General features: G+C 47.1%; 15 protein-coding genes. 12 read left to right on the top strand and 3 right to left on the bottom strand.

The features are described 5' to 3' along the window. Nucleotides 1-564: 564 nt before the first annotated feature. From HCZ42_RS18855 to deoD, 10 genes are all read left to right on the top strand, one after another. Nucleotides 565-1,995 carry an alanine/glycine:cation symporter family protein gene (locus HCZ42_RS18855; protein WP_167422266.1) on the top strand — a complete coding sequence of 477 codons (1,431 nt, stop codon included), beginning with the start codon at nucleotides 565-567 and terminating at the stop codon, nucleotides 1,993-1,995. A 100-nt stretch (nucleotides 1,996-2,095) separates the two neighbouring features. Continuing rightward, on the top strand, nucleotides 2,096-2,869 hold the full coding sequence (gene yaaA, locus HCZ42_RS18850) for a peroxide stress protein YaaA (RefSeq protein ID WP_167422265.1): 774 nt from the start codon (nucleotides 2,096-2,098) through the stop codon (nucleotides 2,867-2,869). Nucleotides 2,870-2,884: 15 nt separating this feature from the next. Continuing rightward, nucleotides 2,885-3,022, top strand: a complete 138-nt coding sequence (locus HCZ42_RS18845; RefSeq protein ID WP_167422264.1) for a DUF5363 family protein — start codon at nucleotides 2,885-2,887, stop codon at nucleotides 3,020-3,022. Between the two features lie 2 nt (nucleotides 3,023-3,024). Next, on the top strand, nucleotides 3,025-3,798 hold the full coding sequence (locus HCZ42_RS18840; RefSeq protein ID WP_167422263.1) for a TatD family hydrolase: 774 nt from the start codon (nucleotides 3,025-3,027) through the stop codon (nucleotides 3,796-3,798). 205 nt (nucleotides 3,799-4,003) lie between these two features. After that, the gene (locus HCZ42_RS18835) at nucleotides 4,004-5,266 is read left to right on the top strand and encodes a NupC/NupG family nucleoside CNT transporter (RefSeq protein WP_167422262.1); all 1,263 of its coding nucleotides are present in this window, start codon (nucleotides 4,004-4,006) and stop codon (nucleotides 5,264-5,266) included. 417 nt (nucleotides 5,267-5,683) lie between these two features. Beyond that, the gene (locus HCZ42_RS18830; protein WP_167422261.1) at nucleotides 5,684-5,854 is read left to right on the top strand and encodes a XapX domain-containing protein; all 171 of its coding nucleotides are present in this window, start codon (nucleotides 5,684-5,686) and stop codon (nucleotides 5,852-5,854) included. A 244-nt stretch (nucleotides 5,855-6,098) separates the two neighbouring features. After that, nucleotides 6,099-6,875, top strand: a complete 777-nt coding sequence (deoC, locus tag HCZ42_RS18825; protein WP_053408949.1) for a deoxyribose-phosphate aldolase — start codon at nucleotides 6,099-6,101, stop codon at nucleotides 6,873-6,875. Between the two features lie 94 nt (nucleotides 6,876-6,969). Then, entirely contained in the window at nucleotides 6,970-8,298 is a 1,329-nt protein-coding gene (gene deoA / locus HCZ42_RS18820; protein WP_167422260.1) for a thymidine phosphorylase, read from the top strand. A gap of 62 nt (nucleotides 8,299-8,360) precedes the next feature. Continuing rightward, nucleotides 8,361-9,581, top strand: a complete 1,221-nt coding sequence (locus tag HCZ42_RS18815) for a phosphopentomutase (protein ID WP_167422259.1) — start codon at nucleotides 8,361-8,363, stop codon at nucleotides 9,579-9,581. Nucleotides 9,582-9,650: 69 nt separating this feature from the next. Then, entirely contained in the window at nucleotides 9,651-10,370 is a 720-nt protein-coding gene (deoD, locus tag HCZ42_RS18810) for a purine-nucleoside phosphorylase (RefSeq protein ID WP_167422258.1), read from the top strand. A 75-nt stretch (nucleotides 10,371-10,445) separates the two neighbouring features. Here the strand turns inward: deoD and HCZ42_RS18805 are convergent, their stop codons facing one another. Further along, nucleotides 10,446-11,054, bottom strand: coding sequence for a YtjB family periplasmic protein (locus tag HCZ42_RS18805; RefSeq protein WP_167422257.1), 609 nt, complete (start codon nucleotides 11,052-11,054; stop codon nucleotides 10,446-10,448). A 103-nt stretch (nucleotides 11,055-11,157) separates the two neighbouring features. Here HCZ42_RS18805 and serB point away from each other — a divergent pair, with 103 nt between their 5' ends. Next, nucleotides 11,158-12,138: a phosphoserine phosphatase gene (serB, locus tag HCZ42_RS18800; RefSeq protein ID WP_167422256.1), complete on the top strand. Its 981-nt coding sequence runs from the start codon at nucleotides 11,158-11,160 to the stop codon at nucleotides 12,136-12,138. A gap of 65 nt (nucleotides 12,139-12,203) precedes the next feature. On the opposite strand, the gene HCZ42_RS18795 is transcribed toward serB, so the two are convergent. Continuing rightward, a complete protein-coding gene (locus tag HCZ42_RS18795) occupies nucleotides 12,204-14,549 on the bottom strand; it encodes a PilZ domain-containing protein (protein WP_167422255.1) in 2,346 nt (781 codons plus the stop codon). Nucleotides 14,550-14,681: 132 nt separating this feature from the next. On the opposite strand from HCZ42_RS18795, the gene radA reads away from it, so the two are divergent. Next, the gene (radA, locus tag HCZ42_RS18790) at nucleotides 14,682-16,061 is read left to right on the top strand and encodes a DNA repair protein RadA (protein ID WP_053408942.1); all 1,380 of its coding nucleotides are present in this window, start codon (nucleotides 14,682-14,684) and stop codon (nucleotides 16,059-16,061) included. Between the two features lie 67 nt (nucleotides 16,062-16,128). On the opposite strand, the gene HCZ42_RS18785 is transcribed toward radA, so the two are convergent. Further along, nucleotides 16,129-17,025: aminotransferase class V-fold PLP-dependent enzyme (locus tag HCZ42_RS18785; RefSeq protein WP_167422254.1), on the bottom strand; the 897-nt coding region annotated here is incomplete at its 5' end.

Raw genomic sequence — 17,025 nt, 5'->3', positions numbered from 1 at the left:
TTGTATGAATTGTTGTTTTTTTATACGAACGAGCTCACGGTAACGATTAAATTTACCTATTTAGTTTGTTAATCAGGTGTGTGTAAATTCATCAGACCAGTAGTTTATGCAATAAGTTGTTACACTCGTGGGGAAACAACTCTGCTAACGCTGGTTTGTTTGGAGGTTGGTGGAGCGCTAATGCTTGATGTGTCTAGTGTTTAGAGCATTAATCAGAATGACATTCTTTATTTTATATAATGATTGGTATTGTTGTTAATTTTTAATGTTAATGTTCTAGGTTTGTGCTTTTGTTGTTCGGAGTTGTGTTAATTAATGGTGATTTTATAGTGAAAAATAACACCAGAATGCAATTTGCTGCATATTGATTTTTGCCTTGCTTGGCTGCATTATCCGCCCGTCAAAAATACGCTGATACGTAAAACGGAAGCATGAGGCTCTTTTTACATATCTTAGTTGCACAAAAATTAAACTTAAAAATACTAAGCATCATTGACACTTAGTTTGCAACTGGATGGATGGCTGGGAAGCAGAGATCAGCGAACACTCAAATATGAGGATCTTATGACAGACTTAATCAATTTAATGAACGACCTACTTTGGGGTTCTGTTCTTGTTTATCTTTTAGTCGGTGTCGGTATTTACTTCACAGTAAGACTTGGATTTATCCAATTCCGTCATTTCGGCCACATGTTTTCTGTTCTGAAAAATAGCCGTAAAGCAGACAGTGCTGGTATTTCTTCTTTCCAAGCTCTTTGTACTAGTCTTGCTGCTCGTGTTGGTACAGGTAACATGGCAGGCGTTGCGGTTGCTTTAACCGCTGGTGGTCCTGGTGCGATTTTCTGGATGTGGCTGATCGCTATGCTAGGTATGGCGACGTCGTTCGCTGAGAGTACTCTGGCACAGTTATACAAAACCAAAGATGATGACGGTAACTACCGTGGCGGCCCTGCTTACTACATGGAAAAAGGTCTGGGTATGCGCTGGATGGGTGTGCTGTTCTCAGTATTCTTAATCATCGCATTTGGTTTGGTATTTAACGCAGTACAAGCTAACTCAATCGCTGGTGCAATGAACACCGCGTTTGGTTGGGATAAAATGTACGTAGGCATCACAGTGGTTATACTGTCTTCTGTGGTGATCTTCGGTGGCATTAAGCGTATCGCTCGCGTAGCAGAGATGATTGTTCCAGCGATGGCACTGGCGTACCTTGCGTTGGCACTGTTTGTGATGTTTATGAACATCGAGAAACTACCAGCAGTACTAAGCCTAATCTTCAAGAGCGCGTTTGGCCTGCAAGAAGCAGCCGCAGGTGGTCTAGGTTACGCAATCGCGCAAGCGATGATCAACGGTATCAAGCGTGGTCTGTTCTCGAACGAAGCGGGTATGGGTTCTGCACCAAACGCGGCAGCGTCAGCAACTCCGTATCCGCCACACCCTGCGTCACAAGGTTACGTGCAAATGCTGGGCGTATTCACGGATACCATTGTAATCTGTTCAGCGACGGTGGCGATCATCCTGATGTCAGGTGAGTACGTACCACACGGTGAAGTAACGGGTATCGAATTGACGCAAACCGCGTTGAGCTCACAAGTAGGTGACTGGGGTAGTGTGTTTGTGGCAGTTGCGATTTTCTTCTTCGCTTTTACTTCAATCATTGCGAACTACTCATACGCAGAAACCAACCTTATCTTCCTAGAGCACAACCACAAAGCGGGTATCAGCATCTTCCGTCTAGTTGTTCTGGCTATGGTGATGTTTGGTTCTGTTGCTGCGCTACCGATTGTTTGGGCACTTGCTGACGTATCGATGGGGCTGATGGCGATTGTTAACTTAGTCGCGATTATTCTGTTGTCAGGCATCGTGATTAAACTGGCGAAAGACTACAACCAGCAGCTACAAGCGGGCAAGGTGCCAACGTTTGATTCGAATGATTTCCCTGAGCTTAAATCTCAACTTGAAGATGGCATCTGGGATAACACTGAGAAGAAATAATAGCCGCTAGCTATCAATACGATTCAAAAAGCCGTGCAGACATTGCGCGGCTTTTTTTGTACCCTAGAGCCAATAAAAATAGAAAGATAAGAGTAAAGTCATGTTAATTGTAGTTTCTCCAGCAAAGACCTTAGATTACGAATCTCCTCTAGCAACGGAAAAATACACTCAGCCTGAACTTGTTGAGTATTCAAAGCAATTGATCGACGTTTGTCGCAAGTTGACGCCCGCTGACGTGGCAAGTTTGATGAAAGTAAGCGATAAGATAGCGGATCTCAACGTTGGTCGCTTCCAAGAGTGGAGTGACACCTTCACGACGGATAACTCGCGTCAGGCAATCTTGGCATTCAAAGGGGATGTCTACACAGGGCTAGATGCAGAAACACTCTCAGAAGAAGACTTTGATTACGCGCAAACACATCTACGTATGTTGTCTGGGCTGTACGGCCTGCTGAAGCCACTTGATTTGATGCAACCATACCGATTGGAAATGGGTACCAAACTGGCGAATGATAAAGGCACTAACTTGTACCAGTTCTGGGGTAACGTGATTACCGACAAACTTAATCAAGCAATCGCAGAGCAAGGCGACAATGTGTTGATTAATTTAGCGTCAAACGAGTACTTTAAGGCAGTAAAACCAAAAGCGCTTGATGCTCAGGTGATTACGCCGGTATTCAAAGACTGCAAGAATGGGCAATACAAGGTGATCAGTTTCTACGCCAAGAAAGCGCGTGGCATGATGGCGCGTTACATCATCGAAAATCGTACTTCTAGCGTCGAGGATTTGACCAAGTTTGATACCGCGGGCTATTACTTTGTAGAAGAAGAGTCGACACCAACAGAATTGGTCTTCAAACGAGAAGAGCAATAATCAGAGAGGTAGGTCATGATCGCTTGGTTTAAACGCTTAATTGCGAAGTACGATGCATGGTGTCTGTCCATGGGATTAACGCCAGAGAACAAACGAAGTTGCGTACCCTACCGAAAAGACCCGACTCATGAATCCCCGAAAAAGGCGCAGTAATAATGCGCCTTTTTGATACCCACTGTCATTTTGACTTCGAGCCATTTTCTGCCAACTTTCCTCACCATTTAGCGCAGGCAAAACAGCAAGGGGTTGAGCGATTTTTAATCCCTGCGATTGGGCCAAGCAACTGGCAAACACTCCTTGAACTGTCACATCGCTACAGCGAAATCTATTTTGCTTTGGGGTTTCATCCTTACTTTCTTGATGGCAATAGTCCGGCTCATTTAAGTGCATTGGAACGTTTGCTTGGCGAACATCATGCACGTTGTGTGGCCGTTGGGGAGTGTGGCCTAGATGCGATGATTGAAGTGAACAGTGATTTGCAGGAGCAAATGTTTATCGCTCAGATCGAACTGGCGAAAACGTTCCAAAAACCGTTGATACTTCATAGTAGGAAAACCCACAACCGCATAATCCAGCTACTTAAGCTGCATAAGTTTAGTGGTGGTGGCGTGATCCACGGCTTTGCCGGAAGCTACCAGCAAGCGATGCAATATGTTGAGCTCGGACTCTACATTGGTGTTGGTGGTGTGATTACTTATCCGCGAGCAAACAAAACTCGGCAAGCGGTTGCAAAAGTACCACTGGATAGTTTGATCTTAGAGACAGATTCACCAGATATGCCATTAAATGGTTATCAAGGTGAATATAATCACCCTAAACTACTAAGTGAAGTCTTAGCGTCTTTGGCAGAATTGAAAGAAGACTCTAGGCAAACGATTGCTCGAAAACTCTGGGAAAATAGCAGTTTGCTGTTCGGTATCTGTGAATAAAATCCAAAGAAATTTGGCATATTTTGATTGCATATACAGAGAAAAGAGATCTGACTCACGTTGTTGAGTGAATCCATGATGAATCTTATCAGAAACTGTGAACGCGGCATTACTTTCTCAATGGACGGATGAGTATAATTGCGGCTGCTTTTGAGCTCCATTTTTGTAACACGCCAACAAATAACATATAAGGAAGTCATAAACTATGAGCCTGTTTATGAGCCTAGTCGGTATGGCAGTATTGCTAGGAATTGCATTACTACTGTCTGATAACCGCAAAGCTATCAATCTAAGAACTGTGGGTGGCGCTTTCGCTATTCAATTCATCATCGGTGGTTTCGTTCTTTACGTACCATGGGGTCGTGACCTTCTAGCTGGTTTCTCAGCTGGTGTACAAAACGTTATCGACTACGGTAAAGACGGTACTGGTTTCCTATTCGGTAGCCTAGTTAACTTCTCAGTTGACGGTATCGGTTTCATTTTCGCGTTCCAAGTACTTCCAACGCTAATCTTCTTCTCATCGCTAATCTCTGTGCTTTACTACGTAGGTGTTATGCAATGGGTTATCAAGATTCTTGGTGGTGGTCTACAAAAAGCACTAGGTACTTCACGTGCCGAGTCTATGTCTGCAGCAGCTAACATTTTCGTAGGTCAAACAGAAGCACCTCTAGTGGTTCGTCCGTTTGTTCCTAAAATGACTCAGTCTGAGCTATTTGCAGTAATGTGTGGTGGTCTAGCGTCTGTTGCTGGTGGTGTACTAGCAGGCTACGCGTCAATGGGTGTTCCACTAGAATACCTAGTTGCGGCATCATTCATGGCAGCTCCTGGTGGTCTACTGTTCGCTAAGATCATCAAGCCTGAAACTGACACTCCAGACGAAGATCTAGGTGCTGATATCGACGGTGGCGACGACAAGCCTGCTAACGTTATCGATGCAGCAGCTGGTGGTGCATCTGTTGGTCTACAACTTGCTCTAAACGTTGGTGCAATGCTACTCGCGTTCATCGGTCTAATCGCGCTAATTAACGGTATCCTAGGTGGTGTTGGCGGTTGGTTCGGTATGCCAGAGCTAACTCTAGAAATCATTCTAGGTTACCTATTCTCTCCTCTAGCATTCTTAATCGGTGTGCCATGGGAAGAAGCAACGCTAGCTGGCTCGTTCATCGGTCAGAAACTGGTTGTTAACGAATTCGTAGCTTACCTAAACTTCGTACCATACGTTGGTGACAACGCTCAAATCGTTGCAGCAACAGGTGCTGTAATGTCTGAGAAGACAGCAGCAATCATCTCGTTTGCTCTATGTGGTTTCGCGAACCTTTCTTCTATCGCGATCCTACTAGGTGGTCTAGGTGGTCTAGCGCCAAACCGTCGTCACGACATCGCTCGTATGGGTGTTAAAGCGGTTTGTGCTGGTACGCTATCTAACCTAATGGCGGCGACAATCGCTGGCTTCTTCCTATCTTTCTAATTACGTAGTTAAGAGAAAGAATATATAGACGCCGTTTTACAAAGCCCCGTAGTCACACGTTGTGTGCTACGGGGCTTTTTCGTTTTCTGCATATTGAGCGCGATAGCTGCGTTAACGTCTGTTTCTCACCTCAGTCACTTAGCGAGCTAAGCTCCCGGGGATTCGAATCCTTGTTGCCTTGCTCTCACACTAACTATTTTGAAAACGGAGATGACTTGGCTTTGATTTAGTTAAGTACTCAAACATTGTCTGTACTCGGTTCAGACAACAAAACACATAGCGTTTGCGGTAGGCGAGTCTGCGCAAACGTTGAACAGACTCTTTTTTGAGATACAAACCGTTTGCGCTCTATGAGCCGCTACAGTTCTGCGACAAATATCTATAATGTATATATCTATAGAAAGTAGGGTAAAACTTATGAATGAAGTTATCCTCGCAACCCTCGCGGGTTTTGTTGTTGGAGTCCTGTTTTCCGCTATCAAGTTGCCAATACCGGCTCCGCCTGTTTTATCGGGTGTGATGGGCATCGTAGGGGTCTACTTAGGTGGCATAGCTTATCAATGGATTATTGAAAGGTTTTTCAGCTAGCGATAATCAATACATGGAGTATGATTAACGCTGGTGACGGGGGATTTCCCCACATGTTAGACACCGCAATCGCAGATTGTTGTGCCATAGACCAAACTGGTACTGTGCGGTGACAGGGATAGCAATTGGTATATTTTTCGCTGTATATACCGAGTCTTCAAGGAACCAAGTCCGTTCATAAATGAATGCAGCCTTAAAACAGAATTAAGGCCGTAACTTTTTTGAATATTGATCGGAGATAGAAATGAGCGATTTAAAAGCAGCAGCACTACGTGCACTTAAACTTATGGACCTAACTACGCTGAATGATGATGACACTGATGCGAAAGTTATCTCTCTATGTCATGACGCAAAATCAGCAGTAGGTAACACAGCTGCAATTTGTATTTACCCTCGCTTTATTCCTATTGCTAAGAAGACACTTCGCGAGCAAGGTACACCAGAAATTCGTATCGCAACTGTGACTAACTTCCCTCATGGTAACGATGACATCGAAATCGCAGTAGCAGAAACAAAAGCGGCTGTGGCTTACGGTGCAGATGAAGTCGACGTTGTTTTCCCATACCGTGCCCTAATGGCGGGTGATGAGAAAGTAGGCTTCGAACTGGTTAAGCAATGTAAAGAAGCTTGTGGTGACATTCTTCTAAAAGTGATCATCGAAACAGGTGAGCTAAAAGAAGAAGCACTGATCAAGAAAGCTTCACAAATCTGTATCGAAGCGGGTGCAGACTTTATTAAAACTTCAACAGGTAAAGTGCCTGTAAACGCAACACCTGAATACGCGCGTATGATGCTTGAAGTGATTCGTGATATGGGTGTAGCGGAAACCGTTGGTTTCAAACCAGCAGGTGGCGTACGCACTGCAGAAGATGCAGCGGCTTACCTAGCAATGGCTGACGAAATCCTAGGTGATGGCTGGGTTGATGCTCGTCACTACCGTTTCGGTGCGTCAAGCCTACTGACTAACCTACTGAATACATTAGAAGTAACAGACGAAACAGCAGATCCATCTGCATATTAATTCTAACTAGAGTCTGTTTGGTGGAGCGGTGTAAACCGTTCCACATTACCTCTTTACCTTATAACCATCGCTACTTTTAGCGTGGGAGGATCTAATGTACTTACCTCAAGAAATCATTCGTAAAAAACGCGACGGTGAAGAACTTACCGCCGACGAAATCAATTTCTTTATTCAAGGTGTTGCGAACAATACCGTCTCTGAAGGTCAGATCGCTGCATTCGCAATGACGATCTTTTTCAACGAAATGACGATGCCAGAACGTATTGCCCTAACTTGTGCAATGCGCGATTCAGGCATGGTGATTGATTGGAGCCACAAGAACTTCGGTGGTCCGATTGTCGATAAACACTCAACGGGTGGTGTTGGCGACGTAACCTCATTGATGCTTGGTCCTATGGTGGCAGCATGTGGTGGTTTTGTACCAATGATCTCAGGTCGTGGCCTAGGTCATACTGGCGGTACGCTCGACAAACTAGAGTCTATCCCTGGCTACAACATTACTCCAACCAATGAAGTGTTTGGTGACGTAACCAAAGAAGCCGGTGTGGCAATCATTGGTCAAACCGGTGACCTAGCACCAGCCGACAAACGTGTTTACGCGACTCGCGATATCACCGCTACGGTCGATAATATCTCTTTGATTACCGCGTCAATTCTGTCTAAGAAGCTGGCAGCCGGTCTTGAGTCACTGGTTATGGACGTAAAAGTAGGTTCTGGTGCATTTATGCCCACTTACGAAGCGTCTGAAGAACTGGCGAAATCGATCGTTGCAGTAGCCAATGGCGCAGGCACAAAGACCACTGCAATCTTGACAGACATGAACCAAGTGCTTGCATCATCAGCAGGTAACGCGGTTGAAGTGCGTGAAGCGGTACGTTTCCTAACGGGTGAATACCGTAACCCTCGTCTACTCGAAGTGACACTTGCGTCGTGTGCGGAAATGTTGGTGCTAGGTAAGCTGGCAGACAACACCGAAGACGCGCGAGCGAAGCTGAAGGAAGTACTGGATAACGGCAAAGCGGCTGAGTGCTTCGGTAAAATGGTTGCAGGCTTAGGTGGTCCGGCTGATTTCGTAGAAAACTACGACAACTACTTAGATAAAGCAGAGATCATTAAACCAGTATTCGCCGATCAGAACGGTGTCGTTTCAGCGATGGATACCCGTGCGATCGGCATGGCAGTCGTTGCTATGGGCGGCGGTCGACGCGTTGCAACGGACAAGATTGACTACGCGGTGGGTTTTGATGGTTTCATCCGTTTGGGAGAAGAAGCTTCGAGTGATAAACCGCTAGCGATTATCCACGCGCGCAGTGAAGAACAGTGGCAAGAAGCGGCAGACGCTTTGAAGAAAGCGATCACAATTGGTGGTGAGTACACACCAACCCCTGAGGTTTACCGCCAAATCCGCGCAGAAGATATTTAATTAGTTATAAATTAAGGCCTGCTTAATACCAATCATTACCGAGTGGGCCTAAGGAACGAGCAATGAAAAGAGCATTTATTTTAGTACTAGACTCATTCGGTATTGGCGCAACAGCAGACGCCGATAAATTTGGTGACGTTGGTTCAGACACACTAGGGCACATCGCTGAGCAATGTGCAAACGGCTTGGCTGATAACGCAGAGCGTAGCGGTGCACTTAAACTACCTAACTTGTCAAAACTTGGCTTAGCTATGGCGCATAAAGAGTCAACTGGCCAGTTCGCTCCAGGTCTGGATGCAGACGTGGAGATCATTGGTGCATACGGTCACGCGGCAGAGCTGTCGTCGGGTAAAGATACTCCGTCTGGTCACTGGGAAATCGCTGGTGTACCGGTACTGTTTGACTGGGGTTACTTCACTGACAAAACCAACAGTTTCCCGAAAGAGCTGACAGACCGCATTCTAGAACGTGCGGGCCTAGACGGTTTTCTAGGTAACTGCCACGCTTCTGGTACGCAAGTACTGGACGACTTAGGTGAAGAGCACATGAAGACTGGCAAGCCAATCTTCTACACCTCTGCGGACTCTGTATTCCAGATCGCTTGTCATGAAGAGACTTTTGGCCTAGACCGCTTGCTAGAGCTTTGCCAGATCGCTCGTGAAGAGCTAGAAGATTACAACATTGGCCGTGTTATCGCGCGTCCGTTCATTGGTCCGGGTAAAGGTCAATTTGAGCGTACAGGTAACCGTCGCGACCTTTCTGTTGAGCCACCGTCAGCAACCGTGTTGCAAAAGCTGGTTGAAGAGAAGCAAGGTAACGTTGTTTCTATCGGTAAGATTGCCGATATCTACGCAAACTGCGGCATCACCAAGAAAGTTAAAGCAACGGGTATTCCTGCGTTGTTCGAAGCCACACTTGAGCAGATTAAAGAAGCAGGTGACAACACCATCGTCTTCACTAACTTCGTTGACTTTGACTCAGCATACGGTCACCGCCGTGATGTAGCAGGCTACGCAGCGGCGCTTGAGTACTTTGACGGTCGTATCAACGAAGTACTAGAGCTGATGGAAGAAGACGACGTGCTGATCCTCACTGCGGACCACGGTTGTGATCCAACATGGCCAGGTACAGACCATACTCGTGAGCACATCCCAGTGATTGTTTACGGTAAAAAAGTACCAGCCGGTTCGCTTGGTCGCCGCGAGACATTTGCCGATATCGGTCAAACCTTGGCAAGCCACTTTGGCATTTCGCCAATGGATTACGGCAAGAATTTTCTATAATTGAAACTTTAAGTAGAGAGGCACTGTGCCTCTCTCTTTTTTTAGTTCGGATATAAGGAATATACAGACATGGCAACTCCACATATTAATGCTGAAATGGGTGCTTTTGCAGACGTTGTTCTAATGCCAGGTGACCCGTTACGCGCCAAGTACATTGCAGAAACCTTCCTCGAAGATGTCGTTCAGGTATGTGATGTACGTAATATGTTGGGCTTTACTGGCACGTACAAAGGTCGCAAAGTTTCTGTGATGGGCCACGGTATGGGTATCCCGTCTTGTTCTATCTACGCGACTGAGCTGGTTAAGGACTTTGGTGTGAAGAAAATTATCCGTGTTGGTAGCTGCGGCGCGGTGAACGAAGACATCAAAGTACGCGACGTTGTGATTGGCATGGGGGCGTGCACGGATTCAAAAGTAAACCGAATCCGCTTTAAAGGTCATGACTTTGCTGCAATTGCGGATTACAAAATGGTTCGTGCTGCCGAAGACGCAGCCAAAGCACGTGGCATCGACGTAAAAGTGGGGAACCTGTTCTCGGCTGAACTGTTCTACACCCCTGACCCAGAGATGTTTGACGTGATGGATAAATACGGCATCGTTGGTGTAGAAATGGAAGCCGCAGGTATCTATGGCGTGTGTGCGGAATACGGCGCGAAAGCACTGACGATTTGTACCGTTTCAGACCACATCAAGACGGGTGAGCAGACGACTTCAGACGAGCGTCAAACGACCTTTAACGACATGATGTTGATTGCACTGGACTCTGTTTTGCTTGGTGATAACGACTAACAATCTAAACGTTTGAAAAGCAAAAAGCCTTGGTTTGAGACCAAGGCTTTTTTGTGTTGTGTTCACGCAGCGAGCTTAGGACTCCATATCCTGCAGCAGCAAGTTCTCTCCTTTGCGTTTCGGCTTTCTGCGAATCACGATCGCCAGCACCAAACCCGCCAGGAAACTCACCGCGACCATCGAATACATATAGCGGTCGCTCTTACGGTAATAGTGGTCAGAAAACGCGGTCACTTTACCCGTTTCAAACGTGATGCGGACAAAACCAATCACTGCATTGTCGTGCATAATCGGTTCAACCAATTGCTGCTTACCAATGCGTGCGGTTGCTAGTGGCGTATCTAGCCCAAGGGTTTCGCGAACCGACTTTGCATTATCACTCGATGCTAAACGAACGCCGTCAGCGCTATAAATGGTTGCGTCGTATACCAAATCATCTTGCGCCAATTGGTTGCTAAGCTTAAGTAGACGCTCTTGATCTTCGCTTGCGATTAAATCACCTGCAGACAAAGATGCTTGTGAGATTAGCACCTGAGTGAGGGTCTTGAGCTGGTTTTGTTGAATCTGCTCGTTACCCTTGGTGATTTTGACACTGTTGACGCCAACTAATGCCACCATGGCGATCAGAGCAAGAATAGCAAGTGCTCTGATGGCGACTCGAAATGAAAACAGAGATGAATCCATTTGACCTCAAAAATCGATTTATTTAGCCATAGGGCATATTGAGACTTGCGTAGGTAAATTGCAATAGGTTAACGTGTTGCAAGGTTTTTTTAGGATTATAAACATGGAACGGTTCAATACATTATCAATTAGACGCTCTATTCCGCTGATGAATCGACTGCCAGAAACACGTTTAGCGACCTGTTTTGACGTCGCTAAGGCTAGTTGGATTATCTATGGACCTTATTTGTCTGGTAGCCAATTCGACGATATCGATTTTTTCACTGGCTACTACAACGGAGTCGTGGACGTATGGAAAGTCGGTCAGTACGAAGTTGCGCTGATGGACGGTGAACTTACCCCTGAGCACGAAGAGATTTTACAAGCACTCGGACTGGATTACGCGAAGCTACAAGATGTGCCGGATTTGAGTAAGCCGGGTGTGGTTGTATTCGATATGGATTCGACGGCGATTCAAATTGAATGTATTGACGAAATTGCCAAGCTAGCTGGTGTTGGTGAAGAAGTGGCTGAAGTGACTGAACGCGCGATGCAGGGGGAGTTGGACTTTGAACAGAGCCTGCGTCAACGAGTCGGCAAACTGGCGGGTGCGGATGAGTCGATTTTATCGGCAGTAAGAGAAGAGCTTCCGCTGATGCCTGATTTGCCTGAACTGATCCAGACTTTCAAACAGTTTGGCTGGAAAACAGCGATAGCATCAGGCGGGTTTACCTACTTCTCTGACCATTTAAAACAACAGCTTGGTCTCGACTTTGCTCAATCTAACCAGCTTGAAATTGTTAAGGGTAAGCTGACGGGTAAAGTCTTGGGCGACGTTGTGACGGCGCAAACAAAAGCTGATATTTTGGAAGACTTAGCTGAGCAATACGAGATCGAATCTCACAATACGATTGCGGTTGGTGATGGTGCTAATGACCTAACCATGATGGGTGTGGCGGGATTAGGTATCGCATATCATGCTAAGCCAAAAGTTGAACAGCAAGCGCAAGCTGCAATTCGTTTCTGTGGATTAGGCGGTGTGATTTGTATCCTATCGGCGATGTTGGTGAAACAAAAACGCGTCAGCTTCTCGCCGCAGCCGTAGAAGCGAGCGTTCAGATATAGTAAAGGCGAGCATTTGGCTCGCCTTTGTTGTACTTGTCACAAGGATTATTTGGTTAGTTCCAACCGAATCAACACTTCTTCAGTAATATCGGTCAGTTCACCGTATCCCATGACATCGTGGAGCTCTTTCTCGAGACTGCGCGCTTTCGCTTGGCTGATTTGATTGAGTTCTTTTAAGTCCTTGTGCATCAATACCGTCATGGGGTCGAGTACTGGCGCGCTTAGCACTCGAATCGCAAAGAATTCGCCGCTGGCTTGCGCGTCTTTGATAAAGTTAATCCGCGACTTGATATTGCTAAACTCACTCGAGAGCTTCGATTCCACGGCTTGAATACGTGTACCAAACTTGATCACCATCAGATAGAGCTCGTGATATTGCGGTTTTGCCCCTTCAATACGTTTCATCGGCGTCGCTAGCAAGGTATTGGTGCGACCTTTGTATATTGGCTCCAATGAGTAACTTTTCTCTTCACCGAGCTTCGCCAACAATGCGATGTGTGCTGGCAGCGGGAAGTTGACGCCAATCACTTTTGGTTTCAAGTTACCGCGACGTTTTTCAAAATACACAGGTGTTGAAACCACTTTATCCAGCAAAATATCGTGTAGCCCTTCCAGCAACTCGCCACTTGGCAACAGCTCTTTCTTCGCAACCAGTTTTTCTTGGTTGTAGTCAATCAAGCGCCCGAGGAAAGCGGTGATTCGTAGGGTAAAGCTCTCTTCCATCATCGAGAGCTGAATCGTGCGACCATCAGGGCTAATGCGGACGATCTGATAAGGAACGGAGTTAAGCGGAACGCGTTTATCGTACAGTTGCAGCTCTTTGAAGTTGAGCTCACAAATGTCACCCGCTTTGAGATGGCTCGGCTCGGAAAGTATGATGCGCACACCGTGTTTGGAGAGATCGTCGGTATCACCCACTAAGACTTGTTTGTCGTCTGTGGTTAGCTCAACCGGAGATTTAAACTGGTATCTTGACTCTCTACGGCGTGATTTGGCGTCAAAGTACAAACTGGTTGGGTCGTACTCTGGGGTGCGAGCGTGCTTAAACTGGTTCAGCGAGCTGCTTGGCAGCCTTGGCTTTTCCGTCAGCAGATAGTCTTGACTGCTCTTTTCATCGCTGATCTCTTGCAACATACCGCAGTGCGTCAGCGTGTTGGGATCCAAATCCAATTCGGTTGAGTGATGACTCAGAGCCTGTTTGTCTTCGTCTGACATTTCAAACACCGAAAGGCGGAAGGCTTTCCAAGACGGTTTCTTCGCCCCAACGTGCCAGAACAACTGACGTACTTCACGTGTCGCTTCGGGCATCATCATCGAAAAGAAGTGGGTCTTACCATGGTGCTCATGGGTAAACGAGTAGAGTACGTTGCTACTGCCTTTCAGACCCGGTCGGGTCAATTGCAACATACGGTCTTGGTTGAATAAGCTGCTCAAGGCTTGTTGGTTGCGCTCATCTTGCCAGTATTGCCAAACCGGCTGGTTGTTTTCCGTCATCAATACCAGTTTGAGCTGATCGCCGCTGAAAAACAGTGGCAAGCTGCAGGTGTGTTTGAGGAAAATGTGCTCGTAACCTCGGGTGCGGGCGCGAATGATCTTATCTTGATTATCGTGACGCGCCTTTTGTGCATCGCTTTTGAAGTACTGTTCAATCACGGTCGCGAGTGTGTTGCTGTTATCAAGCTTCAACACACGCAGGAATTTTACCGCGTCGTTTTCGTAGGAATCATCAATACCGACAACACGATAAGGAATTGCCTGATCGATCCCCTCAATTTCGCTAGTTCGGGCAAGTTCGACGAAACGTGCGTGAATGATCTCACCGAGTTTGTAATCAAACGCAGAGGGGACTTTAAACTTAGCGCCAGACGGAGATAGATCGACGGTAACGGCGTGAACCAGTTGGTTGCTGTCGAGTTGAATCTCGAGCTGGGAGGAGACTTTGAGGCGGTTTTCTTTGCGTTTTAAATCAAAGCCTAAATTGATCGCTTCTACTTCGAGTGGATTTTCAGGGGGCTGGCTTTCGCTGTGCAGAGACTGGTGTCGCTGCTTCATGACACGGAAGTTATTATGGGTATTAAACAGCGCTTCCCAAACACCTTCCGTGTAGCCACCAAATTTGTTTGTCAGCTTGTGATATGCATTGAACGCGACATCGTCCAGCCAGTGCGTGCGACCAGCGAGTTCGTATTGTCGGCATTCGCCATTGACCCTGCCACGCAAATCAATGCTTTTGTAGCAAGGTGCCATCATTCGGTTGAGTTCCATCTTGACTAAGAACTTCACTGAAGGCGCTTCGCCTTTAGTCATTTGACTGAGTAACTGGTCAAAGTCGTCCGAATGATAGACGGGAATAAGCCTTTCTGCTAAAGAGAGAATTTCTGGCTGCTGCATATCGTTTGTTTAAAGTGCTCCATGCTGAATTTATCGGCCTTGAAAGGCAGATCTTTAGTGATATGTTACCGCGAATCAAGCAGAATTAGAGCCAAAGCGATATTCAAGTTCACAATTTATAACTGAGGCGACATGGCAAAAGCGAAAACAGCATATGTATGTAACGATTGCGGTGCAGATTTCCCCAGATGGCAGGGGCAGTGTAACGCATGTGGTTCGTGGAACACGATCAGCGAAGTACGTTTAGCCGCATCTCCAGCGGCGGCGAGAAACGAGCGTTTGTCGGGTTATGCGGGTAACAGCGGCGAGACCAAAGTACAAACACTGGCTGAGATCGACTTACAAGAAGTGCCTCGTTTTACCAGTGGCTTTAAAGAGTTTGACCGAGTGATGGGTGGCGGTGTCGTTCCCGGTGCTGCGATCTTAATCGGTGGTAACCCGGGCGCGGGTAAGTCGACCTTGTTGCTACAAACCATGTGTTTTCTTGCCTCGCACATGCCAACGCTTTACGTCACCGGTGAGGAATCTTTGCAGCAGGTAGCGATGCGTGCTTCGCGGTTAGGATTACCCAAAGATAACCTCAAGATGTTATCGGAGACCAATGTTGACCGCATCTGTCAGATCGCAGAGAAAGAACAACCAAAGATCATGGTGATCGACTCGATCCAAGTAATGCACGTATCGGATGTGCAGTCTTCGCCGGGCAGTGTCGCACAGGTCCGTGAGTCGGCGACCGCGTTGACACGATACGCCAAGCAAAACAATGTGGCGGTATTTATCGTTGGTCACGTGACCAAAGACGGCTCGCTCGCCGGACCAAAGGTTCTAGAACATATCATCGACTGCTCTGTACTGCTCGATGGTGGAACCGACAGTCGTTTCCGTACTTTACGCAGTCATAAGAACCGTTTTGGTGCGGTCAACGAGCTCGGCGTGTTTGCCATGACAGGGCAGGGACTGAAAGAAGTCAGCAATCCATCTGCGATCTTCTTATCGCGTGGTGAAGAAGAAACCTCGGGCAGCTCGGTGATGGTGGTATGGGAAGGTACTCGTCCATTGCTCGTCGAGATTCAAGCGCTGGTGGACTATTCACAATTGGCTAATCCTCGTCGTGTTGCAGTAGGCCTAGAGCAGAACCGCTTGTCGTTACTGCTTGCGGTGCTGCACAAACACGGCGGCTTACAAATGGCCGACCAAGACGTGTTTGTAAACGTAGTTGGTGGGGTGAAAGTGACAGAAACCAGTGCCGACTTGGCGTTGGTGGTGGCGTTGCTCTCGAGCTTCCGTGACCGCCCACTACCGAAAGATGTGGTGGTATTTGGTGAGGTCGGCTTAGCAGGGGAAATTCGCCCAGTGCCAAGTGGTCAGGAGCGTCTCAACGAAGCGTTCAAACACGGTTTCAAGAAAGCAATTGTGCCAGCGGCAAATATGCCCAAAGGTGGTATTCCGGGCATGCAAATCCACGGGGTGAAAAAGCTTTCAGAAGCGATTGAAGCGTTTGATGAGTTGTAATACCTAAAGTTAAAATATAAAAAGAGCGAGCCACAGTGCTCGCTCTTTTTGCTTATCGTATCGAACATCAAAGCATATCAACGGCTTTCTCGACCGCTTGGATAAATCGCTCAACGTCGTCGAGAGTGTTGTAGATCGCGAAAGACGCACGCACCGTCCCCTTGACGTTCAGCGCGTCCATTAATGGGTGAGCGCAGTGGTGACCAGCACGAACCGCGATGCCTTGTTGGTCAAGCAAAGTGGCGATGTCTTGGTGATGAACCCCGTCAATCACAAACGAAATGACCGAGGCGTGTTCTTGGTAGCCAAGTATCCGTACATCTTCGATTTGATTCAACCGGCGCTTCGCTTCGTCGACTAGCGAGTGGATATGCGCGGCTACGTCTTGAGGGACAAATTCTTGATACCATTTGATCGCGGTTTCGAGCGCGATTGCGCCAGCCACGTTAGGTGTTCCTGCTTCAAATTTTCCTGGTAACTCGCTATAGGTCGTGCCATTGAAAGATACTTTTTCGACCATCTTGCCGCCACCATGCCAAGGGGGCATCGCTTCCAGTAAGTCGAGTTTTCCGTACAACACGCCGATACCCGCTGGTGCGTAAATCTTGTGGCCTGAAAAGACGTAAAAATCGGCATCTAGCGCTTGTACATTCACTGTTTCGTGGACGATACCTTGTGCACCATCGACTACGACTACTGCGCCAGCTTGATGCGCTTTTGTGATCACTTGTTCAATCGGTTGGCGTGTGCCAGTGACATTGGTGATGTGGGCAATGGCTACCAGCTTTGTACGGCTAGATAACAGTGATTCGAATGCCGCTAAGTCAAACTGACAGTCTGGCGTCATCGGAACTTTTACTACTTTGACTCCGGTCTGCTCGGCGACAATCTGCCAAGGGACGATGTTGGCGTGATGCTCCATCTCTCCGACGAGAATTTCATCTCCCGCTTGTAACGTATTACG

The sequence above is a fragment of the Vibrio hepatarius genome (assembly GCF_011806575.1).
Classification (GTDB): domain Bacteria; phylum Pseudomonadota; class Gammaproteobacteria; order Enterobacterales; family Vibrionaceae; genus Vibrio; species Vibrio hepatarius_A.
The sequence above is the reverse complement of the archived record's forward strand: the minus strand, read 5'-3'. Positions and strand labels throughout refer to the sequence as shown.